The organism is Flavobacterium hibernum (assembly GCF_000832125.1).
Taxonomy (GTDB): Bacteria; Bacteroidota; Bacteroidia; order Flavobacteriales; family Flavobacteriaceae; genus Flavobacterium; species Flavobacterium hibernum.
In genome coordinates, this window is the sequence record NZ_JPRK01000005.1 from 43,418 (window position 1) to 68,062 (window position 24,645).

At 33.3% G+C, this 24,645-nt stretch carries 26 protein-coding genes, 1 pseudogene and 1 riboswitch; of the genes and pseudogenes, 18 read left to right on the forward strand and 9 right to left on the reverse strand.

All coding sequences use genetic code 11. The features are described from left to right. The first annotated feature begins 16 nt into the window (after nt 1-16). From IW18_RS04550 to tsf, 5 genes are all read left to right on the forward strand, one after another. Nucleotides 17-829, forward strand: coding sequence for a ferritin-like domain-containing protein (locus IW18_RS04550; RefSeq protein WP_041516398.1), 813 nt, complete (start codon nt 17-19; stop codon nt 827-829). 192 nt (nt 830-1,021) lie between these two features. After that, the gene (rplM, locus tag IW18_RS04555) at nt 1,022-1,477 is read left to right on the forward strand and encodes a 50S ribosomal protein L13 (protein WP_041516399.1); all 456 of its coding nucleotides are present in this window, start codon (nt 1,022-1,024) and stop codon (nt 1,475-1,477) included. After that, complete coding sequence (rpsI, locus tag IW18_RS04560) at nt 1,477-1,863, forward strand: 30S ribosomal protein S9 (RefSeq protein ID WP_041516400.1); 387 nt, start codon at nt 1,477-1,479, stop codon at nt 1,861-1,863. Before rplM ends, rpsI begins: the two co-directional genes overlap by 1 nt. Before the next feature lie 176 nt (nt 1,864-2,039). Next, nucleotides 2,040-2,825 carry a 30S ribosomal protein S2 gene (gene rpsB, locus IW18_RS04565; protein ID WP_041516401.1) on the forward strand — a complete coding sequence of 262 codons (786 nt, stop codon included), beginning with the start codon at nt 2,040-2,042 and terminating at the stop codon, nt 2,823-2,825. A gap of 136 nt (nt 2,826-2,961) precedes the next feature. Continuing rightward, entirely contained in the window at nt 2,962-3,924 is a 963-nt protein-coding gene (gene tsf / locus IW18_RS04570) for a translation elongation factor Ts (protein ID WP_041516402.1), read from the forward strand. Nucleotides 3,925-4,135: 211 nt separating this feature from the next. On the opposite strand, the gene IW18_RS04575 is transcribed toward tsf, so the two are convergent. After that, nucleotides 4,136-6,241 (reverse strand): M3 family metallopeptidase, encoded by a 2,106-nt coding sequence (locus tag IW18_RS04575; protein WP_240475531.1) that lies wholly within the window; start codon nt 6,239-6,241, stop codon nt 4,136-4,138. Nucleotides 6,242-6,434: 193 nt separating this feature from the next. Between IW18_RS04575 and IW18_RS04580 the strand changes: the two genes are divergently transcribed. The 11 genes and pseudogenes from IW18_RS04580 to IW18_RS04630 all read left to right on the forward strand — a co-directional run bounded on the left by IW18_RS04580 (nt 6,435) and on the right by IW18_RS04630 (nt 15,371). After that, the gene (locus IW18_RS04580) at nt 6,435-7,100 is read left to right on the forward strand and encodes a queuosine precursor transporter (protein WP_041516404.1); all 666 of its coding nucleotides are present in this window, start codon (nt 6,435-6,437) and stop codon (nt 7,098-7,100) included. A gap of 14 nt (nt 7,101-7,114) precedes the next feature. Next, complete coding sequence (locus IW18_RS04585; protein WP_041516405.1) at nt 7,115-7,684, forward strand: DNA-3-methyladenine glycosylase I; 570 nt, start codon at nt 7,115-7,117, stop codon at nt 7,682-7,684. A 99-nt stretch (nt 7,685-7,783) separates the two neighbouring features. Then, a riboswitch (TPP riboswitch) is annotated at nt 7,784-7,881 on the forward strand. Between the two features lie 65 nt (nt 7,882-7,946). Next, the gene (thiS, locus tag IW18_RS04590; protein ID WP_041516406.1) at nt 7,947-8,153 is read left to right on the forward strand and encodes a sulfur carrier protein ThiS; all 207 of its coding nucleotides are present in this window, start codon (nt 7,947-7,949) and stop codon (nt 8,151-8,153) included. Nucleotides 8,154-8,273: 120 nt separating this feature from the next. Next, nucleotides 8,274-10,097: a phosphomethylpyrimidine synthase ThiC gene (thiC, locus tag IW18_RS04595; RefSeq protein WP_041516407.1), complete on the forward strand. Its 1,824-nt coding sequence runs from the start codon at nt 8,274-8,276 to the stop codon at nt 10,095-10,097. A 74-nt stretch (nt 10,098-10,171) separates the two neighbouring features. After that, entirely contained in the window at nt 10,172-10,774 is a 603-nt protein-coding gene (locus IW18_RS04600; protein WP_041516408.1) for a thiamine phosphate synthase, read from the forward strand. Further along, nucleotides 10,741-11,496, forward strand: coding sequence for a hydroxymethylpyrimidine/phosphomethylpyrimidine kinase (locus tag IW18_RS04605; RefSeq protein WP_041516409.1), 756 nt, complete (start codon nt 10,741-10,743; stop codon nt 11,494-11,496). Before IW18_RS04600 ends, IW18_RS04605 begins: the two co-directional genes overlap by 34 nt. Next, the gene (locus IW18_RS04610) at nt 11,486-12,124 is read left to right on the forward strand and encodes a thiamine phosphate synthase (protein WP_041516410.1); all 639 of its coding nucleotides are present in this window, start codon (nt 11,486-11,488) and stop codon (nt 12,122-12,124) included. The genes IW18_RS04605 and IW18_RS04610 overlap by 11 nt, the downstream gene beginning before the upstream one ends. Continuing rightward, nucleotides 12,105-12,881 carry a thiazole synthase gene (locus tag IW18_RS04615; RefSeq protein WP_041516411.1) on the forward strand — a complete coding sequence of 259 codons (777 nt, stop codon included), beginning with the start codon at nt 12,105-12,107 and terminating at the stop codon, nt 12,879-12,881. The genes IW18_RS04610 and IW18_RS04615 overlap by 20 nt, the downstream gene beginning before the upstream one ends. Nucleotides 12,882-13,012: 131 nt before the next feature. Continuing rightward, nucleotides 13,013-13,389, forward strand: a pseudogene (locus tag IW18_RS04620) (GxxExxY protein). 94 nt (nt 13,390-13,483) lie between these two features. Beyond that, nucleotides 13,484-14,596, forward strand: coding sequence for a 2-iminoacetate synthase ThiH (gene thiH, locus IW18_RS04625; RefSeq protein ID WP_041516412.1), 1,113 nt, complete (start codon nt 13,484-13,486; stop codon nt 14,594-14,596). Between the two features lie 64 nt (nt 14,597-14,660). Next, entirely contained in the window at nt 14,661-15,371 is a 711-nt protein-coding gene (locus IW18_RS04630; protein WP_041516413.1) for a HesA/MoeB/ThiF family protein, read from the forward strand. On the opposite strand, the gene IW18_RS04635 is transcribed toward IW18_RS04630, so the two are convergent. The 4 genes from IW18_RS04635 to IW18_RS04650 form a co-directional block, all read right to left on the reverse strand. Beyond that, a complete protein-coding gene (locus IW18_RS04635) occupies nt 15,368-16,162 on the reverse strand; it encodes an MOSC domain-containing protein (protein ID WP_041516414.1) in 795 nt (264 codons plus the stop codon). The two genes, IW18_RS04630 and IW18_RS04635, sit on opposite strands and share 4 nt — an antisense overlap. 2 nt (nt 16,163-16,164) lie before the next feature. Next, nucleotides 16,165-16,803, reverse strand: coding sequence for a leucyl/phenylalanyl-tRNA--protein transferase (aat, locus tag IW18_RS04640; protein ID WP_041516415.1), 639 nt, complete (start codon nt 16,801-16,803; stop codon nt 16,165-16,167). 245 nt (nt 16,804-17,048) lie between these two features. Next, complete coding sequence (locus IW18_RS04645; RefSeq protein WP_041516416.1) at nt 17,049-17,420, reverse strand: DUF3127 domain-containing protein; 372 nt, start codon at nt 17,418-17,420, stop codon at nt 17,049-17,051. Nucleotides 17,421-17,450: 30 nt separating this feature from the next. Then, entirely contained in the window at nt 17,451-18,326 is an 876-nt protein-coding gene (locus IW18_RS04650; protein WP_041516417.1) for a flavin reductase family protein, read from the reverse strand. Nucleotides 18,327-18,487: 161 nt separating this feature from the next. On the opposite strand from IW18_RS04650, the gene IW18_RS04655 reads away from it, so the two are divergent. Beyond that, nucleotides 18,488-19,636 (forward strand): sensor histidine kinase, encoded by a 1,149-nt coding sequence (locus tag IW18_RS04655; RefSeq protein ID WP_041516418.1) that lies wholly within the window; start codon nt 18,488-18,490, stop codon nt 19,634-19,636. Here the strand turns inward: IW18_RS04655 and IW18_RS04660 are convergent. The 3 genes from IW18_RS04660 to greA form a co-directional block, all read right to left on the reverse strand. Continuing rightward, complete coding sequence (locus tag IW18_RS04660) at nt 19,633-20,784, reverse strand: transglutaminase domain-containing protein (protein ID WP_084607916.1); 1,152 nt, start codon at nt 20,782-20,784, stop codon at nt 19,633-19,635. The genes IW18_RS04655 and IW18_RS04660 overlap by 4 nt on opposite strands. Before the next feature lie 72 nt (nt 20,785-20,856). Next, complete coding sequence (locus tag IW18_RS04665; RefSeq protein WP_041516420.1) at nt 20,857-21,246, reverse strand: HIT family protein; 390 nt, start codon at nt 21,244-21,246, stop codon at nt 20,857-20,859. Between the two features lie 82 nt (nt 21,247-21,328). Continuing rightward, entirely contained in the window at nt 21,329-21,805 is a 477-nt protein-coding gene (gene greA, locus IW18_RS04670) for a transcription elongation factor GreA (protein WP_029271926.1), read from the reverse strand. A 155-nt stretch (nt 21,806-21,960) separates the two neighbouring features. Here greA and IW18_RS04675 point away from each other — a divergent pair, with 155 nt between their 5' ends. Next, nucleotides 21,961-22,374: a Rieske (2Fe-2S) protein gene (locus IW18_RS04675; RefSeq protein ID WP_041516421.1), complete on the forward strand. Its 414-nt coding sequence runs from the start codon at nt 21,961-21,963 to the stop codon at nt 22,372-22,374. 54 nt (nt 22,375-22,428) lie between these two features. Here the strand turns inward: IW18_RS04675 and IW18_RS04680 are convergent, their stop codons facing one another. Continuing rightward, on the reverse strand, nt 22,429-24,618 hold the full coding sequence (locus IW18_RS04680) for a TonB-dependent receptor (protein ID WP_041516422.1): 2,190 nt from the start codon (nt 24,616-24,618) through the stop codon (nt 22,429-22,431). Nucleotides 24,619-24,645: the final 27 nt, after the last annotated feature.

A 24,645-nucleotide genomic window follows, 5' to 3' on the forward strand; every position in this document is an offset into this window, starting at 1 on the left:
CTAAAACTTAGAAATTATGAATATTTTAAAATTTATAGAAACATTTACTGATGACAGCTTAATGAGAAGCACTGGTTCTAGAAGAGACAGTTTTAATCAGTTTGGAAACATAGGAAAAACATTGGCATATGCATCAATCCCATTCGGATTATCAGCTATGGCCAATAAAGCATTTGCAAAAGATATCACCGCAACACCCGCAACACCAATTGGCGCTTTGCAATTTGCGCTAACATTAGAATATCTTGAAAACGAATTTTATGCAATGGCTTTAGATTCTGGAGTAATTCCAGCATCAGAAAACGGAGGCCGGGATTTAAAAGTTTTTCAACAAATTGCAGCACACGAGTCAAGTCATGTTAAATTTTTGATAGCAGGATTAGGAGGCACAATGAGTGCTAACTTTGTACCTAAACCAACTTTTGATTTTACTGTTGGAGGAGCTTTCGATCCATTTCACGATTATCCAACCTTTTTGGCATTGGCACAAGCTTTTGAAGACACAGGCGTAAGAGCATATAAAGGTCAGGCTGGAAATTTAATTACTACACCTGATTTATTGACCGCAGCATTACAAATTCACTCTGTAGAAGCCCGTCATGCATCTGAAGTTCGACGCTTACGAAAATTAAAAGGATGGATTTCTAATGACGAAAGAGGCGCTGGAATGCCAGCCGCAACACAAGCCGTATATGCAGGCGAAGGAGTTACTGTGCAAGCAGGGTTTAATACTGCAGCCGCATTTGGAGCCGCAGCAGGATCAGAGGCTTACGATGAGCCGCTTACCACACAACAAGTTGTAGACATTGCAAATTTATTCATTGTTTAACAAAATAATCCCAAATTTTGAACCACCTTCGCGTTATTGTGAAGGTGGTTTTTTTTTATTGTTTTAAATATAAAACTGACACGCTGATTTTCAGCAGATAAAATATTCTTTTCAGCTATTTGGTTTTAAAATAATTAATTGTACTTTTGCATCCCCTTTATTGGGGATGGAATGTTTAATTAAAATAATATTATGGACGCATTAAGCTACAAAACAGTTTCAGCTAGCAAAGCCACTGTAACTAAAGAGTGGATTGTTGTTGACGCTGAAGGTCATAACTTAGGACGTCTTGCTTCAAAGGTTGCAATGATCTTAAGAGGTAAGTACAAGCCTAGTTACACACCGCACGTTGATTGTGGAGATAACGTAATTGTTATCAACTCAGAAAAAATTAACCTTACAGGTACAAAAATGAATGACAAAATTTACATGCGTCATACAGGTTACCCAGGAGGACAAAGAACTTTAACTGCTAAAGTATTGCAATCTAAAAACCCTGCATTACTAGTAGAAAAAGCTGTAAAAGGAATGTTACCTAAAAACAAATTAGGAGCTGAACTTTTTAGAAATCTAAATGTTGTTGTAGGATCTGAGCACAAACAAGGAGCTCAAAAACCTAGAACTGTTAACCTAAACGATCTTAAGTAATGGGAGTTATTCACAAAATCGGTAGAAGAAAAACCGCTGTTGCACGTGTATATGTTTCTGAAGGAACAGGAAAAATCACTGTAAACAAAAAAGAATTCGCAACTTACTTTCCAACTGCAACTTTACAATACAAAGTTTTACAACCATTATCTATGACAGAAAATGCTAGTAACTTTGATGTAAAAGTAAACGTTTACGGAGGTGGTTCAACTGGTCAAGCAGAAGCTGTAAGAATGGCATTAGCACGCGTTATGTGTGAAGTAAATGCTGAAAACAGAGCTATCTTAAAACCAGAAGGTTTATTAACAAGAGATCCAAGAATGGTTGAACGTAAGAAATTCGGTCAGAAGAAAGCTCGTAAGAGATTCCAATTCTCTAAACGTTAATATTACCTGTCTTGTACAAATGGTGCAAGACACTATCAATTATTTATTGAAATTAAAAAACACAGTTGTTGTTGCTCTCCTATCGAGGTAGGAAATAGTTTAGCATCTAAATGTATAAAGCCTGGGAAACCGCCATTTATGCATTGCTAATCAACAGAACGTAAACTAGTACAAAAATGGCAAACAAAATAGAAGTTAAAGACTTACTAGAAGCAGGTGTTCACTTTGGACACATGACTAGAAAATGGGATCCAAATATGGCCCCTTACATTTATATGGAGCGTAATGGTATTCACATTATCAATCTATATAAAACTGCAGCAAAAATTGAAGAAGCTAACGAAGCTTTGAAAAAAATCGCTGCATCAGGTAGAAAAATTTTATTCGTAGCTACCAAAAAACAAGCAAAAGACATCGTTGCTGAAAAAGCAAAAGCTGCAAACATGCCTTACATCACTGAAAGATGGCCTGGTGGAATGCTAACTAACTTTGTAACTATTAGAAAGGCAGTTAAAAAAATGTCTTCTATTGACAAAATGAAGAAAGATGGTACTTTCATGACGTTATCTAAAAAAGAGCGTTTGCAAGTTGATCGTCTACGTGCTAAATTAGAGAAAAACTTAGGTTCAATCGCTGACATGTCTAGACTACCAGCTGCATTGTTCGTAGTAGATATCAAAGCTGAACATATCGCAATAAAAGAAGCACAAAAATTAAACATTCCAGTTTTCGCAATGGTTGATACGAATTCTGACCCAAGAGAGGTTGATTACGTTATTCCTGCAAATGATGATGCTTCTAAATCAATTGACAAAATTTTATCTTTAGTTACTGCTGCTGTAATCGACGGTCTTTCTGACAGAGGTTCTGAAAAAGAAACTGAAGTTTTCACAGAAGAAGCTGCGGCTCCTGCTGTTGAAGCTGCACCGGCTGCTGAAGCTGCTCCTGCAACTGAAGAATAAATCAAATTTAAATTCCAAATTTTAAATTCTAAAATCCAAACACAAATTAAAAACGTTATGTTGATAATTTAATAAAATTGGAATTTAGAATTTAAAAGATGGAATTTTTACTTTTAACATTAAAATTCAAAATATTATGGCAACAATTACTGCTGCAGACGTAAATAAATTAAGACAATCTACAGGTGCCGGAATGATGGACTGTAAAAAAGCTTTAGTTGAGGCTGATGGAGATTTCGATAAAGCTATTCAAGTCCTAAGAGAAAAAGGACAAAAAGTTGCTGCTAACCGTTCTGACCGTGAGTCTTCTGAAGGAGCTGCTGTTTCTTTTATCAATGCTGACAATACTAGAGGAGCTATTATCACTTTAAACTGCGAAACAGATTTCGTAGGTAAAAATGAAGCTTTCGTAACTTTGGCTAAAGAATTAGTAGAAAGAGCTATTAACTTCTCTTCTAAAGAAGAATTCTTAGCTTCAGATTTCAATGGAATTACTGTTGCTGAAAAATTAATTGAGCAAACTGGAGTTATCGGAGAAAAAATCGAAATCGGTGGTTTTGAAATTTTAGAAGGTGCTTTCGTTGGATCTTATGTTCACGTTAACAAAATTGCTGCATTAACTGCAATTTCTGCTGCAGTTCCTAACGCTGACGTTTTAACTAAAGATGTTTCTATGCAAGTTGCTTCTATGGGAGCTGATACATTATCTTACAAAGATTTTGATCCTGCTTTCGTTGAATCTGAACTTGCTGCTCGTATTGCTGTAATCGAAAAAGACAATGAAGAAGCTAAACGTTTAGGAAAAACTTTAAAAAATGTTCCTAAATATATTTCTTTCTCTCAATTAACTGAAGAAGTTTTAAAACAAGCTGAAGAAGATGCTAAAGCTGAATTAAAAGCTGAAGGTAAACCAGAACAAATTTGGGATAAAATTATTCCTGGAAAAATTCAACGTTTCATCTCTGATAATACTACTTTAGATCAAGAGAAAGCTTTATTAGATCAAAACTTCATCAAAGACGATAGTAAAAAAGTTGGCGATTACGTTAAAGGATTCAACGTTGAAATCACAGGTTTCAAAAGAGTTTCTTTAGGTTAATATATTATTTCAATATTTAAAAAGCCCGAATATTAATTTATTCGGGCTTTTTTTGTTTTACTAGCTCTTAAAATAGCTTTGTCAAAGTTTATATTAAATCTAGCAAATTAGCCATTAAAATCTGTGGATAAAAAAAACAAAACATCTTCATTTTAAACAAAAAAATCCCTGCATAATAATTATACAGGGACTTCCTTAAAAATTTAATCTATTATTTTTTATCCTTAATCGGGAAATTTCTAGCACGCATTAAAGCATCAGATTTAGGGGCTCTACCTCTAAAGTTTTCATAGGCTTTTTCCTGATCAATAGTGTTTCCTACACTAAAAACATTATCATAAAGACGTTTTGCTACTTCTTTATCATATGGACCTTTTCCTTCTGTAAAAGCTTCCCAAGCATCTGCATTAATTACATCGGCCCACAAATAACTATAATATCCGGCTGCATATCCATCATCAGAAAAAATATGCCCGAATTGTGGAATTCTATGACGCATTACAATTTCTGACGGCATATGAAGCGCGTCTAATGTTTCTTTTTCAAATTTATGAGGATCAATAGTTGTAGTAGTCAAATGAAGTTTCATATCAATCAAAGAACTTGAAATTGTTTCCACTGTTGCGAAACCCTCATTGAAATTAGCAGCCTTTTCAATTCTATCTACTAACGATTGTGGTAAAGGCTGATTGGTTTTATAATGCAAAGCAAATTTATTCAAAACCTCAGGAGTAGCCAGCCAGTGCTCTAATAATTGCGAAGGAAACTCAACATAATCTCTTGCGACATTTGTTCCAGATAAAGTTGGATAAGTTACATTAGAGCATAATCCGTGCAGCGCATGTCCAAATTCATGAAATAAAGTTGTAGCATCTTCCCAAGAAATTAAAACAGGCTCGTTTGCACTACCTTTAATAAAGTTACAGTTATTAGACACAATGGTTAAAACCTCACCATCCATTCTTTGCTGATCGCGGTAAGCATTCATCCAAGCTCCAGAACGTTTTCCTGCACGTGCATATGGATCAAAATACCACAATCCAACAACTTTACCAGTTAACTTGTTACTAACTTCCCAAACACGTACATCCGGATGATAAACAGGAACATTTGTAATTTGTTTGAAACTTAAATTAAATAATTCGCCAGCAACCCAAAACATACCTTCACGCAGGTTTTCTAATTGTAAATAAGGTTTAACCTCATTTTGATCTAAATCATATTTTGCTTTTCTAACTTTTTCTGCATAGTAACGATAATCCCAAGGTTTAATTTTAAATTTACCACCCTCAGCATCCACAATTTTCTGCATTTCAGCAACATCCTGATGTACTTTTTCTACCGCTGGCTCCCAAACTGACATCATTAAATCTAAGGTCTTTTTAGGATCTTTTGCCATTTTATTAGACAAACTCCAATCAGCAAAAGTAGGAAATCCTAATAATTTAGCTTTTTTAGTTCTTAACTGCAAAATAGAAACAAGCGTTGCATTATTATCATTTGCATTGCCATTATCACCACGCTTTACAAAAATATCAAAAGCCTTTTCTCTTAAATCTCTACGAGTTGAAAAAGTCAAAAACGGTTCAATAGACGAACGTGTATTTGCAATACAGCCCATAACATCAAGTTTTCTATCTTTAGCTTCGGCAATAGCGGCATTTTTTACCTCGGTAGGCAAACCATCAAAATCGCTTTCTGTTTTCAATGCAACATATTGATTGTGCTCTTCTGCCAATAAATTTTGACTGAACTTTGTAAAAAGACTCGCTAATTCTTGATTAATTTTCGCAACTTTTTCTTTATCCTTATCATTTAATTTGGCTCCTTCACGAACAAAATCTGTATAATACAACCAAACTAAACGTTGTTGTTCACTCGTTAATTTTTTCTTTTCTTTTGAATTATATAAAGCTTCTATTCTTGTAAATAGCTTTTTGTTTTGATAAATTTTGTCATTAAATTCAGAAAGCTTTGGAGACATTTCTGTTTCAACATTATCAAATTCCGGAGTACTTAATGTAGAACCATAAATTCCGTAAACAGCATAAATTCTCGAAATTGCTTTTCCAGAACGTTCTAAAGCTGCAATGGTATTATCAAAAGTTGCTGGTTTAGGATTACTGGTAATAGCATCAATTTCACTTAGTTTTTCCTGAATCGCAAATTGAATAGCAGGTTTAAAATCCGAAACCTTATACTCATTAAAAGCTGGAACTCCGCCGTAAGGGCCAGTCCATTTTTTAAGCAACGGATTATCAGAATTAGTTTGTGCGTTAGCCGCAAATAAAGTTGTTCCCATGAGAAAAATTGTCATTAATTTTTTCATTATCATTAAATTGATTTAATATAAAATAAAACAGGTTATTGTTCCAAATGTAACTAAAAATCGCCAATCAAAAGAAATTTTTAACTTTCAGATTCCATTAAAACAACACTTTAATTTAAAATTAATCCAATCCAACTTATAGAGAAATAGTTTAAATTTGGAACATCATTTACCAAATAACATGTTTAAAACCAGAAAAGAAATTGTTTTTGTAATTCTAGCCGGCATCTTTATCACAAATGCTGTTGTGGCTGAACTTATTGGAGGAAAATTAATTCAAGTGGGACCATTTGTAATGAGTATTGGAATTTTGCCTTGGCCAGTTGTTTTTTTAACCACAGATTTGATAAATGAGTATTTTGGAGAAAAAGGTGTGAAAAAATTGTCTTTTATAACTGCCTGCCTAATCGCTTATGCCTTTTTAATACTATTTATGGCAATTGTAATTCCAGCTGCCAAAGGAATTAGTCCTGTAAATGATGAGCAATTCAGCGCTGTTTTTGGACAAAGTATGTGGATAATTATAGGTAGTTTAATTGCTTTTATGGTTTCTCAATTAATCGATGTTTGGATATTTTGGTTTTTTAAAAGAAGAACGGGAGAACGAAAAATATGGTTAAGAACAACAGGTTCAACCGTAATTTCGCAATTATTTGATTCTTTTATTGTTCTTGGAATCGCTTTTTGGCTACCCGGAAAAATAAACTTTGATACTTTTATTTCGTCAGCTTTAACAGGATATATTTTTAAACTAACGGTTGCCGTTTTACTTACTCCATTAATCTACGCCGGACACCATTGGATAAAGAACTATTTAAAAGGGGATCATTCTCACAAAGAAGATTAAGGTAATTTACAATCATGAAAGACGAAAATTTAGTAAGATGTGGCTGGTGTTCAGCAAGTGATTTATACAAAAAATACCATGACGAAGAATGGGGCGTTCCCGTTTATGACGACCCTACTTTATTCGAATTTTTGATTTTAGAAACCTTTCAGGCTGGATTAAGTTGGATTACGATTTTAAACAAAAGAGAGAATTTCAGAAACGCATTTGACCATTTTGACTATAAAAAAATAGCCAATTATTCCGAAGATAAAATAGAAGGATTACTACAAGATACCGGAATTGTCCGCAACAAACTAAAGGTACGTTCTGCAGTTACAAACGCGCAGGCATTTATGAAAGTACAGGAAGAATTTGGAAGTTTTTCTAATTATATCTGGAAATTCACCAACGGAAAACCTATCAATAATAATCCAAAAACGTTAAAAGACGTTCCTGCCACTACTCCACTTTCAGATGAGATCAGCAAAGATTTAAAAAAAAGAGGTTTTAAGTTTGTCGGTTCAACCGTGATTTATGCACACATGCAAGCCACCGGAATGGTCAATGATCACATTGAAGATTGTTGGACAAAAACGAAGTAAACCACTCTTCGTTCACGGGTTTTTAGTCGCAATTTTCAGCTTTTCAAAAACTTGAAACCTGAAACTTGAAACTTTTAAACAAAAATTATCTATATTTGCTTCACACTTTAGGGGTGTCTACTAATAAGTAGGCTGAGATTTTACCCTCTGAACCTGATCTAGTTCATACTAGCGTAGGGAAAAGTAAGATGACTTCTGCGCGCATTTTTATGTGCAATTGTAGCCATTCCTAAAGTATAACTATATACTAAATTCAAAAGGAATGGAACTAAAAATCAACCAACAAATCAAAAAATTCAATGTTGAATCGCTAAGCGTTCAATCATTGCTTGATCTCGAAATTCCCAACAAACAAAACGGAATTGCCGTTGCTATTAATAATACCGTTGTTCCTAAATCTAATTGGAACCAACATTTCGTACACGAAACCGACGAAATTCTAATTATTTCTGCTACACAAGGTGGGTGAAATTTAAATTCCAAAAAATAAATTTCAAATTCCAATAAAATACTGGATGTAGACGCACTGCTGTGCACCTCTACAATTTACAATTACATCTAACATTTTACAATATACAACTCACAATCTATGACTACAGAAGAACAAATTTCCAGAACCCCATTTCCGAATTCTAAAAAAGTATATGTAAACGGAGAAATTCATCCTATAAAAGTTGCAATGAGAGAAGTTGTTCTTAGCGACACAAAACTTTCAAACGGCGGAATCGAAAAAAATCCAGCCGTAACAATTTATGATACTTCTGGAGCTTACACAGATCCAAACGTAGAAATAGACATTCGAAAAGGATTACCTCGCTTACGCGAAAGCTGGATTTTAAACCGAAAAGACGTTGAAATTCTAGACGAAATTACATCTGATTACGGACAAACCCGATTAAAAGATGAAAGTCTAAACCATCTTCGTTTTGAATATTTACATCAACCAAAACGAGCTAAAAAAGGTGCTAACGTAACGCAATTATATTACGCAAAACAAGGAATTATTACTCCGGAAATGGAATATATAGCGATTCGCGAAAATCAGCGTATTGAGCTTCTAAATGAGCAAACCAAAGCAATGCGATGCCAACACGACGGACATAGCTTTGGCGCCAACACTCCAAAAAGCAAGATAACTCCCGAATTTGTTCGTAGCGAAGTGGCTTGCGGAAGAGCCATTATCCCAAACAACATCAACCATCCCGAAAGTGAACCTATGATTGTGGGACGTAATTTTCTAGTGAAAATAAATGCCAACATTGGTAACAGTGCCGTGACTTCGAGCATCGAAGAAGAAGTTGAAAAAGCCGTTTGGGCTTGTCGTTGGGGAGCAGACACGATTATGGATTTATCTACAGGAAAAAACATTCACGAAACCAGAGAATGGATTATTAGAAATTCTCCGGTTCCAATTGGTACCGTTCCTATTTATCAGGCTTTAGAAAAAGTAAAAGGAATTGCCGAAGATCTAACTTGGGAAGTTTTTCGCGATACTTTAATCGAACAGGCAGAACAAGGCGTTTCCTATTTCACTATTCACGCCGGAGTTTTATTGCGCTACATTCATTTAACCGCTGATCGTGTTACCGGAATTGTTTCGCGTGGTGGATCTATTATGGCAAAATGGTGTTTATTTCATCATAAAGAGAACTTTTTGTACACCCATTTTGAGGAAATATGCGAAATCATGAAACAATATGATGTTGCTTTTTCCCTAGGCGATGGTTTGCGTCCCGGCTCTATTGCCGATGCTAATGATGCGGCTCAATTTGCAGAACTAGAAACTTTAGGCGAGTTGACAAAAATCGCGTGGAAACATGATGTTCAGGTTTTTATTGAAGGTCCAGGTCACGTACCAATGCATATGATTAAAGAAAATATGGACAAGCAATTAGAACATTGCAACGAAGCTCCATTTTATACACTTGGCCCATTAACTACAGATATTGCCCCAGGTTACGATCATATTACATCTGCCATTGGTGCAGCAATGATTGGCTGGTACGGTTGTGCAATGCTGTGTTATGTAACTCCAAAAGAACATCTTGGCTTACCAAACAAAAAAGATGTGAAAGATGGTGTGATAACTTATAAAATTTCTGCTCATGCCGCAGATTTAGCCAAAGGACATCCAGGCGCGCAATATCGAGATAATGCATTAAGTAAAGCCCGTTTTGAATTCCGTTGGGAAGATCAATTCAATTTATCATTAGATCCAGATACAGCAAGAGAATTTCATGATGAAACACTTCCTGCAGATGGCGCAAAAGTAGCTCATTTCTGTTCGATGTGTGGACCAAAATTCTGTTCAATGAAAATATCTCAGGAAATTAGAGATGTTGCTGCCGCAGAAAAAGGAATGCAGGAGAAATCAGAAGAGTTTATTGAGCAAGGGAAAGAAATCTATATCTAGTGAGAAGTTTTCTGTAAAATGTGAAATGCAGTTCACTTTTACATTTTACATTTCACAAAAAACATTTTTCCACTATGATCGTAATCTCTAATCCTTTTACTATCGCAGATGAAATCAGAATAATTCATTCTTTATTTGAAGAAGGATTATCGATGCTTCATATTCGGAAACCAGATTTTTCAGAGATGGAAATGGCGCAATTTATTCATCAAATAAAACCGGAATATCGATCTAATTTGGTTTTGCACAGTCATCATGAATTAGCCGAAGATTTTGGAATTAATCGAATTCATTTTTCTGAAAAGGAAAGAAAATCTCAATTTGATAATCCTGTAAGATTTTCAAAATCTTGCAGGCATAAATCAACATCAACGCATGCTATTGAAGATTTTAATGCTTTAGAAAATGATTTTGATTACGCATTCCTGAGTCCTGTTTATAAAAGCATTTCCAAAGATGATTATAGTCCAAAAACAGATCTATTTGAAGCTTTAAAATCTCGAACAAACATTAAAACAAAAGTTATCGCTTTAGGCGGAATTTCTCCTGAAAATCTAGACAAAACAATTCAAAATGGTTTTGATGATGTTGCGCTTTTAGGAAGTATTTGGAAGAATGAAAACCCAATAAAACAATTCAAATTATGTCAGAAAATCGTCCGTTCGTACTTTCAGTAGCAGGTTTTGATCCTTCTGCCGGCGCGGGTGTTTTAGCTGATGTTAAAACATTCGAACAACATAAAGTTACGGGATTTGCAATTATAACTGCCAATACCATACAAACTGAAAATAAGTTTCATGAAATTCAGTGGACAGATCTGAGCTTTGTTACGCGTTCAATTGAAACTTTATTTCTGAGCTATGAAATCAGCGTCGTAAAAATTGGTGTTGTTCCCTCTTTACATTACTTGAACGGAATTCTTTCGACTATAAAACTATTGTCACCAACAACAAAAATTGTTTGGGATCCTGTTTTAAAATCGACTACAGAACATGAATTCATGAAACTTGAAGACGATGTAGACTTGAACCAAATACTAGCAAAAACAGATTTAATTACACCAAATCAAAATGAGATAAACGTTTTGTTTCCTGGTTTTCTTTTGAATAAACTTTGGCTCGAAAAAGAACTTCCAACCAATATTTTATTGAAAGGAGGACATAGCAAATCTGAAATTGGCATTGATCGATTATTCCTTAAAAATGAGATTATTGAAATGCTTCCTGCTCAAAAAAAATGTTCCGAAAAACACGGCTCCGGGTGTGTTTTATCAGCCGCAATAGCCTCAAATCTCGCATTAAAACAGACTTTGCAAGAAGCTTGCAAAAATGGAAAAACCTACATAGAAAAATACCTGAGTTCAACTTCAACATTAATCGGATATCATTATGTACAATAAACTACAATACATTTCGCAAGGAAAAACAATCGAGGAGCAATTGTATAATATTCATCAGGCATTAGACGCTGGATGTGATTGGATACAAATGCGTTTTAAAAACCAAACCGCAAAAAACACGTTTGCTTTGGCCGAAGCCGTAAAGTTTTTATGCGAAGAATATTTGGCCAATTTTATTGTAAACGACAATTTATATCTCGCCCAACAAATTGCTGCCGATGGAGTGCATCTTGGGCTTACAGATATGAAAATTGATCAGGCAAGAGCCATTTTGGGCAATACAAAAATCATTGGCGGTACAGCCAATACTTTTGAAGATATTAAAAATCATGCAAAAAATGGCTGTGATTACATTGGTTTAGGACCTTTTAGATTTACTGAAACAAAAGAAAAATTAAGTCCTATTTTGGGTTTATCAGGATATTTTAGAATCATTGAAGAGCTAAAAAAACACAATATTCAGATTCCGGTTTATGCCATTGGCGGAATTACTCTAAAAGATATAAGCCCTTTAATGGAAACTGGAATTCACGGAATTGCCATTTCTGGAATGGTCACAAAAAGCGAGGAAAAAGAAAAATTAATTCAACAATTAAACGAAAAATTATATGCAAACGTCATTGTTTAATATCGGCGACAAAAGCTTTAAATCGCGTTTGTTTTTAGGAACCGGAAAATTTGGTTCGAACCAAGAAATGGAAGAAGCGATTCTGGCTTCTGAAAGCGAATTAGTGACTGTTGCTTTAAAACGCATCGATCTTGAAACAGAAACAGATGCTATTTTATCGCATTTAAAACATCCAAATATCAATTTATTGCCCAATACATCGGGAGCAAGAAACGCCAAAGAAGCTATTTTTGCGGCTCAATTGGCTCGCGAAGCATTGGAGACAAATTGGATAAAACTAGAGATTCATCCAGATCCAAAATATTTAATGCCCGATCCTGTTGAGACTTTAAAAGCTACAGAGGAATTAGCTAAACTTGGCTTTTTTGTTTTGCCTTATATTCATGCAGATCCTGTTTTGTGCAAACATCTGGAAAATGCCGGAACAACCGCGGTTATGCCATTAGGCTCACCCATTGGCAGTAATAAAGGCCTAAAAACAATAGATTTTCTAGAAATTATTATCGAACAAAGTAAGGTTCCGGTAATTGTCGATGCCGGAATTGGTGCTCCATCTGATGCTGCTAAAGCAATGGAAATTGGTGCCGATGCTATTTTAGTTAACACAGCAATTGCAGTTGCTGGAAATCCAAAATTAATGGCAGAGGCTTTTAGAGAAGCTGTAATCGCAGGAAGAAAAGCATTTGAGGCTAGAATTGCTAATCAACAAAATTATGCTGTGGCTTCTAGTCCTTTGACTTCATTTTTATATGACTAAAGTTATTTCACGCAGATTATCGGGGATTTAAGCTGATTTAAAACAGATTAATTATTTTAAACGTATAAAATCCAAAAGGATAAAAAGAAAGAAAATTCTTTAATTTTGCATCAAGCTTAAATTAAAGAAAAATGACAGAAAATGAAATATCATATGTAGTACGAGGAGCAATTTTTAAAGTATATAATAATTTGGGACCTGGATTATTTGAGTCTATCTATGAAAGTGCCTATTTTATGAATTAGTAAAATTAGATCTAAAAGTTCAGAAACAAGTTGAAGTAACAATTCCTTATGAGGAAATAACATTAGATCCCGCCTTTAGAATTGATTTGTTAGTTGAAGATAAAGTAATTATAGAATTAAAATCAGTTGAAAATTTAACGCCAATACATCATAAGCAACTTACTACTTATCTAAGATTAACAAATAAGAAACTAGGATTACTGGTAAATTTCAACACTTTAAACATTCTAAATGATATCAAAAGAATAGCTAATAAAATATAAAAAACATCGACAGATATAAAATTCAGGTAAATTAAAAAATAAATCACTTTTTATCTGCTTAAATCCGTAAAATCTGCGTGAAACAAAAAATAAAATGAAAACATTCAAATCTATTTTTGAGAACTATGATTGGGATACTATTCAATCTAAAATATACCAAACAACATCACAAGATGTAGAATATTCCTTGGCTAAAACCAAACGAAATCTCGACGATTTTTTAGTTTTGATTTCGCCTGCTGCTCAAGATTATTTGGAGCAAATGGCACAACAATGCCATGAAATAACGAAAAAGCGTTTTGGTAAAACTATTCAAATGTATGCTCCACTTTACTTAAGTAACGAATGTCAAAACATTTGTACTTATTGTGGTTTTAGTTTAGACAATAAAATCAAACGAAAAACACTTTCTGATGCTGAGATTAAACTCGAAGTTGAAGCGCTAAAAAACACAGGATTCGACCATGTTTTATTGGTTACAGGTGAAGCAAATTATACCGTAAATATTAATTATTTTCTAAATGCAATTACTTTAATACGAGAACAGTTTTCAATTATTTCAGTCGAAGTTCAGCCACTTTCTACAGAAGAATACGAGCGTTTGCATGAAGCCGGAGTATATTCTGTTTTGGTATATCAGGAAACGTATCATCAGGAAGTTTACAAAAAGTATCACACGAAAGGCAAAAAATCAAATTTTGATTTTAGACTTGAAACTCCAGATAGAATTGGAACTGCTGGAATTCACAAAATAGGTTTAGGTGTTTTATTGGGTTTAGAAGATTGGCGAACCGATAGTTTCTTTAATGCTTTGCATTTAGATTATCTTCAAAAAAAATATTGGCAAACAAAATACTCCGTTTCATTTCCGAGATTACGTCCCGCAGAAGGAATTATCGAACCTAATTTCATTATGGATGATAAAGACTTGACTCAATTAATTTGCGCTTATCGTTTGTGGAATGAAGATCTTGAAATCTCAATTTCGACACGTGAAAACGAAAAATTCAGAAACAACATTATTCCAATTGGTGTTACAAGTATGAGCGCAGGATCTAAAACAAATCCGGGAGGTTATGTTGTTGATCCGCAATCATTAGAACAATTTGAAATAAGTGATGAACGCTCTGCAGAAGAAATTTCCAAAATTATAAAAAATGCCGGCTATGAACCTGTTTGGAAAGATTGGGACAAGAGTTTTGTTTAAAAATTCCAAGATCTAAATTCCAAATTCAATTCTCAATCTAAAATCAACAATCTAAAATTCCAAAATGAGTATTATACAAGAATTTTTACGCTATAACAGACAAACTATTTTACCTGAAATTGGTGACGAAGGGCAAGAAAAACTTAAAAAAGCTAAGGTTTTGGTAATTGGTTCAGGCGGCTTAGGCTGTCCCATTTTGCAATATATTGTAACTGCCGGAGTGGGTTATATTGGAATCATAGATTTTGATACGATTGAAATTCACAATCTTCATAGGCAGATTTTGTACACTGAAAATGAAATTGGAAAAGAGAAAGCAATTGTTGCTAAAGAAGTTCTTTCGAAATTAAATCCTTTAATCGAAGTCATTGCAATTACAGAGAAACTAACAATCGAAAACGCCAGTACAATTATCGCACAATATGATGTTGTTGTTGATGGTTCTGATAATTTTACAACGCGTTATTTGGTTAACGACACTTGTGTTACTTTGCAAAAACCGTTAATCTATGGAAGTATCTTAAAATTTGAAGGTCAGGTAGCAGTCTTTAATCATAACGGAAGTAAAAATCTGCGTGATTTATTTCCTGAAATACCTGATCCAAAAGATGTTCCAAATTGTAATGTAAATGGTGTTTTGGGAACTTTACCCGGCATTATTGGAACCATGATGGCACATGAAACGCTTAAATTAATTATGGAATTACCAACTTTACGAAATGAATTAGTACTCTTTAATACTTTAAATTGGGGTTTTACAAAACTGAATTTCTAGAAAACAAGTTCGTCGCCAACACTTATAATTCCAGAGTTTAAGCTTACAATATTTGTTCCAAATAAAACCGAATTATTTACATTTCTGTATTTACTTAAGGTTTTGAGAGGCTCTTTTTTTAATTTACCATTTTCAGGATCATTATTAACCATTACACATCTTCCACAAGGCTTTATATTTTTAAATTGAACTTCTCCTATTTTAAAAGTATCAAAATCATCTTCTTCGTGAGCGTTTTTGGTATTTATTAAGATGTTTGGACGAAATCTTTTTATTGTGATTTTTTCGTCTAACTTTTCGTTTAAAAAATCCAAACTTTCTGTCCCTATTAATAAATAAGGATAACCGTCGGCCAGACTAACATTAAAGGTTTCTTTTAATTTGGAACTTTCGTGTTTGCGATTTCCGGTTTTGAGAATTTTGACCAATTTACATTCAAAACCCAAGTGTTTACTAAACCATTCTGATGTGGTTTGATTTACCTCAACAACTTCACTTTTATCATCCCAAACATTAACATCTAAAGCATTTTGTAAATGTTCATCAATAGTGAATTCATGCTCATGATCTTGAAAAGTTACACTGATTTTCCCTTCTAAAATCTTTGGATAAAACTGACTCATGATTCGGTGTTCTCTCTGCGTTATCATTTGATTATCTGCATCAATTAACATCCATCGACGGTCGTTTTCGAAGCCCATTTCTTCAGCTTTTGCATTATTACAACTAATTCCTGCTAAGCTTTTTATCGGATAAATATAAATCTCTTTTACAACAAAAACTGAACTCATTTTTACTTACTTTTTAAAATAGACATAAATCCTTTACGATCAATTTCAAAACAACCTAAACTTTCTAAATGCGGATTATAAACCTGACAATCCAGAAGCTTATAATTGTTTTCTCTTAAATACTGCACCAAAGCAATAAAAGCTACTTTTGAAGTATTAGAGACTTTTGAAAACATACTTTCTCCGCAAAAAACGTGACCCAAATCAATACCGTACAAACCTCCAACTAAAACTTCATCTTGCCAAACCTCAATAGATTTTGCAACACCTTCTTCATTTAATTTACAATAAGCATCGATCATTTCGTTTGAAATCCAAGTTCCATTTTGACCGTCGCGTTTTATTTTTTGACAATTGGAAATTACGTCTTTAAAATTCCGATTAAAAGTCACCTTAAACTGATTCCTGTTCAAAATATTACGCATGCTTTTAGAAACGATTAATTCATCTAAAAACAACACCATTCTGGGATCTGGCGACCACCACAAAATAGGTTCTCCCTCATTAAACCAAGGAAAAATTCCGCTTTTATAAGCTAATTTTAATCTTTCTGTATCCAAGTCACCACCAATTGCCAGAATGCCTTCTTCGTCGGCTTCTGAAACTGGAGGGAAAAATAGTTCTTTAGTTATGTAATACATTTTTAAAAATCCGAAATTTTAAAATTTTAAACTGTGTACAATCTTGTCATTTCGACCGAAGGGAGAAATCACATTAGAAAGTCCACAATCAAAATCGCCAATCTTTGTCAAGTTACGAGTGTGATTCTTCGTTCCTCAGAATGACAATATTACGTTTAATACAAAAAATTCCAAATCCCAATTTCACGAATATGAATTGGAATTTGGAATTTACTTTTTAAGTTTTAATCCTTAAGATTTACTTTTTAGAAAGGCAAATCGTCTGGTTCGTCTTCGTTTAAGTTTGTTGCTGGAGCAAAAGCTTCTGCAGCAGGCATTGGAGCAGTTTGACCTGGACCTTCTGGCGCTAATCTTTCGATTCTCCAACCTTGAATACTATTGAAATATCTAGTTTCTCCTTGTGGATTAACCCATTCTCTTCCTCTTAAATTGATAGAAACTTTTACCGCTTCACCTTGTTTGTAGCTGCTCAACAAATCACATTTATCTTGAGTAAATTCAATCAAAATATGTTGAGGATATTGCTCGTCTGTAGTAACAACCAACTCTCTTTTTTTGAATGCAGCACTAACTTGTTGCTCTGGGTTCACCACTTTTACTTTTCCTGTAACTTCCATCTTCGTCTATATTAATTATTGTTTCTATTCTTATTTTTTGGCTAAAAGCACTTTCCAAGCCGATGCAATATCGTCATTATTCAGATATTTTTTTGCTTCTAAATGAATTTTTTCCTGATCGTCTGAGCTCAAAACTCCTTTGACTGAAAAATTTTCTTTCACAAATATACTAACTTCTTCCTTTGTAGGCAAGGCTTCAATATTACCTAATTTTCCAAGATCATTTCCGTTAAAAACTGGACTTTCTCTGATAAAATTCGGAATTACATCTACTCCAACTCCTAAAGTTGTAAGCGGTTTTGGCACTTCAAAAAGCCCCTGATTTGATCTTGAATACCAGTTACTTCCTAATCTTGAAACAAGATCTATTTTATGTTGATCGATCGCTCCGTTTTCATCTAAAACAGATTCGTGAATATGAATTTTGACTACTTCACATAAAATCAAATTTCCTGCTCCGCCTTCTGTTCCTAGTGGAATAATCTGCGTGACTTTGCACTCAAACTGCACGGGAGACTCTTTTACACGGTACGGTTTTACAAAATCTGAAGGAATTTGTGTTAATCCGGCTTTTATAAATTCGTTTACTCCTTCTCCATATTCTGTACTTGCCAATGATGTTTGCTGTACTAAATCGTAATTCACAACATTTATTACCACTTCGCGAGTTGCTTCGACATTAATTAAAGTATGTTTAACTGTATTATCGCGCACACGTCTTGCTGGAGAAAAAACCAAAATTGGCGGATTGGCACTGAACACATTAAAGAAACTAAAAGGCGACAAATTTGGAATTCCTTTTGCACTAATTGTACTTGCAAATGCAATAGGCCTTGGCCCAATTGCGCTTTGTAAATAACCATGTAATTTTGCCGTCGTTATCTCTTTTGGATCTATGCTAATCATATATTTTCCGTTTTAACCGAATCTCATTTCGATAACTACAAAAGTAGATAAATGGTTTAATTCGAAGAAATACTTTTGAACATAAAAAACAAAAATCTTTAGCGGGCAACAAAATATAAAATGTGTTTATTTCGTTATATTTATACCTCAAAATAATGTTTATGCCTTTTTCTGAGACAAGAAATACAACTCGTTGGATTATTATTTTCATTTCCTTTCTAATCATATCGCTGATTCTTTGGAATACTTATACTTTTTTCCAAATTTTTAAAAATGAAGAACGCCTAAAAATGAACATTTGGGCCAACGCTCAAAAAACAATCATCAACGCTGATGAATATACGGAGCTTGATTTACCTCTTGAAATTACAAATAGTAATACTTCGGTACCGGTAATGCTGGTTATGTACGGGAAAATTATTAATTCTAAAAATGTTCCTGATCATATTATGAATGATAAAAAAGAGTCGATGTCATTTTTAAATAATCTAAAAAATGAAAATGAGCCTATTAATATCGAGTATGCACCAGGAAAATTTCAGCAGATTTATTATGGAAATTCAGCTTTGATTAATAAGTTGAAATATTATCCTGTAGCATTGTTATTGATCATTTTTTTGTTCGGTGCTTTGATTTACAATTTTTACAAAAGCACTAAAATGGCCACGCAAAATAAATTATGGGCAGGAATGGCAAAAGAAACGGCACATCAAATTGGCACACCATTATCGTCTTTAATTGGTTGGGTTGAAATATTAAAAACAGAAGAAATTGACCAATCTATTACTGCCGAAATTGAAAAAGATATTGATAGATTACAAACTATTACTGATCGTTTTTCGAAAATTGGTTCAGTTCCGGTTTTAGAGGCCAAGGATATTGTTGCAGAGACTTTAAATACTTTTAAATATTTGCAATCCCGTTTCTCAAAACAGGTCGAGTTTTCATTTCACACCCCAAACGAACCTATATTGGCTATGTTAAACCCAACACTTTATAGTTGGACGATCGAAAATCTGATAAAAAATGCAATTGATGCTATGAAAGGTAAAGGAATTTTGGATCTTCAAATTGAACAAGATGCTCATTCTGTAAAAATAAATATTAAAGATTCTGGAACCGGAATTCCGAAAAAACAATTCAAGACTATTTTCGAACCTGGTTTTACGACTAAAAAACGTGGTTGGGGATTGGGGCTTTCTTTGACAAAAAGAATTGTTGAAGAATATCACAACGGAAAAATAAAGGTCTTACATTCTGAAATTGGAAAGGGAACGACTTTTCAGGTTTCTATAAATAAAAAAATCTAATTGATTGGAATGCCAAACCAGCTTACTTTTGTAAACATTGTCTTTCTAGACGTTTTTGATTTGCTTAAATATTTCTCCACAAATAAAAATTGTTCCTCAACTTGACTTAATGTTTGATTTACTCCCGCTTTTAAAGAGGTAACATTTGACTGATTATTTTTTGAAACTGCACTTAAATCATCTAATAGTTCTTTACTATTTAAAAGTTTCATTTTAGGAGAATCAATCATTTTTTTTAATTCCTCATCTGAAACATTCGGTTTAAATTGATTATTTCTAAATGTAATAAACAAATTTAGCTCATTAATTCCATCATTATATAAGCTTACAATTTGATTAAATTTCAAAACTTCAACTTCATTTCTTTTATATGATAATCGATCGAAGATCATAGCGTTTTTAACTCCATTTTTTTCTATTCTGTCTGCTGAACTTCTCAATTGATCGATATATGATAACGAATTATACTTTTCGATTTCAGCTTCAAAATCAAAATTTGGTTTTGTTTTATTTATAACAAAATTATTATTGTAGAATTCCTGATTTGTTATAGGGTAATTAAGAAACTGCCACAAATAATCAAAAGGCATATGAGAAGTAATGATTTTTGATGGATCGGCTTTAAAATAATAATTATTTATTTTCTTAATAAATTTACCTCCAGAAATAGATCCCGATCCCCAAGTTGGATCAAAAACAAACCATTTCCCTTCTATTTTCGCCCCACACCAAGCATGAGATATATAGTCTGTAAAACCATTTTGTTTTGTGTACCCTTCTATGACTACAGATTCAATTCCTACTTTATTTGCAATATCATTAAAAACCTCAGCATAATTAATACAAACTCCTTTTCTGTTTTTAAGTGCTTTATTTATTTTATCTTCTTTGCTTTCGTTAAAATTTACCGCAAACATATTTTCAACATCATAACTAATATTTGAAGCCGTCCAATAAAATACAGCTCTTATTTTGTCGCCATCTGTTTTAAAATTATCTTTTATATAATTAGCAATATCTTCCGTTGATTTAGTTGAACTAGTTTCAATTTTAGAAACCTGTTTGTCTGTAACTTCATAATTATTTTTAACTTGTCCCGTAGCCATAATCGAATAAAATGCGAACGCTAAAACTATATATCTATTCATGATTAAAATTTTTACTTAAAAAAAAATCACAATAAAAATTGTGATTTTTTTCTTAAAACTTAATATTTTTATTTACAAATTCTCCTGAATACTTTTAGCCAATGCTTCAAATTCTTCTTTAGAAAGGGCAACTTTATCATGAAAACGCATTTCATCCATATGGTTTAACGGAATTAAATGTACGTGTGCATGAAGAACTTCTAACCCAACAACGGCCATTCCAACTCTTTTACATGGAACTGCTTTTTCCAAAGCAATTGCAATTTTCTTAGAAAACTTCATCAATCCTAAATACAACTCATCATCCATCTCAAAAATCTTATCGATTTCTTGTTTTGGAATGCATAGTGTATGTCCTTTTGCATTTGGATTGACATCTAAAAAAGCTAAATAATTATCGTCTTCAGTAATTTTATATGCAGGAATTTCTCCGTTTACTATTTTCGTGAATATTGATGACATATTGTTTATTTGTTAAATCGTTCAATCGTTTATTCGTTTATTCGTTTATTCGTTTAACCGATTGAACAGTTAAACCATTAATTTAGTCTCTTGAAATTTCAAGAATTTCGAATTTCAAAACTCCGTTTGGTACTGTAATTTCAGCTACTTCACCAACTGATTTTCCTAGTAATCCTTTTCCAATAGGAGAAGTTACTGAGATTTTTCCAGTTTTTAAGTCAGCTTCACTTTCAGCAACAAGCGTATATTTCATTTCCATTCCGTTGCTTTGGTTCTTAATTTTTACATTAGAAAGTACCAATGCTTTCGAAACATCAAGTTGCGATTCATCAATTAATCTTGCATTAGAATATACTTCTTCCAGTTTAGCAATTCTCATTTCTAATAAACCTTGTGCTTCTTTTGCTGCATCATACTCGGCGTTTTCAGATAAATCACCTTTGTCTCTTGCTTCTGCTATATCTTGAGATGCCTTTGGACGCATTACACTTTTTAAGTGCTCCAACTCATCTTTTAATTTTTTTAATCCTTCTGCTGTATAATAAGATACTTTACTCATAACTTCGTCGTTTATATAAATACAAAAAATCCCATCGGGACGGGATTTTGTATTACAAATATACTATTATTTTTAATAGTACATAATTATATGTTAATCATATAGAATTCAAAACTAAATAATTTAATTTTGTTTCACTAATTCTTAATAAAATAATGAAAAAATTCTGGATCTTACTTGTATTTGTTTCAATCCTTTTCTCATGTAGTGATAATGGCATTAGCAACAAAAACCCAAACATACCTAGTTATGCCGTTAATTTATCTATAGATATGAATTTGCCATCGTATTCGAATCTTAAATTTGTAAGCAATGGTGTAATAGTTCCAAATTATGGTGCTAAAGGAATTATTATTTTTAATACGGGAAGCGGTTACAATGCTTTTGATGCTGCGTGTCCAAACCAACCTATCACTGCTTGTACTGCAATGACAATTAACGGAATAAATGCTGTTTGTTCTTGCGACAAATCAGAATATAGTTTGTTTACTGGTCTTGGCGGCAAAGAATATCCTCTAAAACAATATCGTGTTGAAGTAAGCGGAACTGTGATTCACGTTTATAATTAAAATAAAAAAAGCCTGAAAGTTTAAATTTTCAGGCTTTTTTATTTTCAAATATTATTAGAATTTTAAAGTCAATCCGGCTAAGAAATTTATTCCTGCTTGAGGATAATAGTAAGGATAAATATCCCACATGGCTCCGTTTGAAACATACTTTTTATCCAAAATATTATTTACTAAACCTGTAATCATAATCGATTTAAAAATAGATTTTGGTTTAATCTCATAAGACACATTAAGATCGTTTACAAAATAATCAGCCAGTTTAGCCGATGGTAATTCGATGTTGTTCATATATTGTTCTCCTACATATTTTTGCAATAACGAAATATGCAAACTTTCAATTGGACTGTAAACTACAATATTTCCAGCAATAACTGATGGTGAATAAGCAATATCTGTAGTTCCGTAAACTTGCCCATCAACAGCTAAATCAACATTTTTATTACTGCTCAAAGTAAAATTGGGTCTAAGCATAAACTTTTCTGAAAGCTTTATAGTTGCATCTACTTCAAGTCCTAAACGGTAGCTTTTTTCACTATTGGCACGAATTGGATTTCCTACATCGTCAAGTCTTCCAGTTAAGATTAATTGATCTTTGTAAGCCATATAATAAACATTTGAAGTCAATTGAAATTTATCTGAATTGAATCTCCAACCCAACTCGAAATCATTTAATTTCTCCGGTTTCACATTTCCTCCTTCATAATCGGTTCTGTTTGGTTCGCGATTCGCTCTTGCGTATGAAAAGTAAAGTGTGTTGTTCTGGTTGAATTCGTAATTAAAACCTGCTTTTGGATTAAAGAAATTAAAATGATCGTCAACCAATCCAGTTTCTGCACTATTTGCTTTGTATTTTACATTTCTGTATTGTAAATCTCCGTAAAAGCTAAGCTTCTCTGTAAACTGATAATTTGCTTTTGCAAAAATATTTCCATCTGTTTTTGTCGAAAAATCATCATAGTAATGATTGCCTAATTCTGATTGCCCAGAATTTCTCGCCCAAATTACTTTTCCATAATGATCTCCTTCGTATTTGTTCCAGCCTCCACCAATAATTACGTCTAGTTTTTCTGCTACATATTTTGCTGAAAATGTTGTACCGTAGAAATCATTATCTAACCATTTCTGACGAATTAAATCAGTTCCTGGCACTAATTCTCCTAAATCATTTTCAACTTGTTTTGTAGGCTGAATTGGGCCATATCCTTCAATTGGTTCATTGTATTTATAATTTTCGTAATACCCCAACCCTTTTGTGTAATGCAAGGCTAAGTTAGTACTCCATTTATCCGAAATTGATTCGCTCCAATGCAATTGATAATGATTTTGATTGTAGTTGTCTGTTTCGTTATCATAAAAATGTACATTCCCTGCTTCATCTTTATACTTTCCGGCAGAATTGTAGGTACGATTTGAATTTAAGGTTTCGGCATCAATTCCATTCCATGATTGATATGTTTTCTCAGTTCCTCCAAAAACCAACGCTTTTATTAAAGTTGTTTTTCCAACATAAGTACCTTGCAAAAAATACGATTTTAAATCAGAGCTCGCACGATCTATATAACCATCAGATTTAATGGTAGACAAACGTCCTGCAAGTTCAAAATGATCGTTTAATAATCCTGTACTAAACTTTACTGTATTTTTGTTTGAATTGAAACTTCCGTAAGAACTCGATATTTCTCCAGTTGCTTTTGTAGCATAGTTATCTGTAAGCATATTTAAACTTGCACCAAATGCACCTGCACCATTTGTAGAAGTTCCTACTCCACGTTGTAATTGTAAGCTTTCTACAGATGAAGCAAAATCAGGCATATTTACCCAAAATGTTCCTTGACTTTCGGCATCGTTATACGGAATTCCGTTTATTGTAACATTTACTCTTGTTGCATCGCTACCACGCACTCTAATTCCGGTGTAACCAATTCCTCCTCCTGCATCTGAAGTGGTTACTACAGACGGCAAATAATTCATTAAAATTGGAATATCCTGACCCAGATTTCGATATTTAATATCTTTTTTAGTCATATTACTAAACGAAACTGGCGTTTTTGTAGTAACACGAACTGCCGAAACTAACACATCATCAAGCTTATTGACTTTGGTTGAATCTTGTTCCTGTGCGAAAGAGAATTGTGTAAGGAAAATAGAAGAAAGAAGAAAGAAAATAGACTTTGTTCTGGTCCTATTTTTAGACTTAGAACCTTTGTAACTTAGTACCTCAGTACCTAAAAAAAATGTTTTCATTCGTAAAGAATTACGAATAAAAGGGGG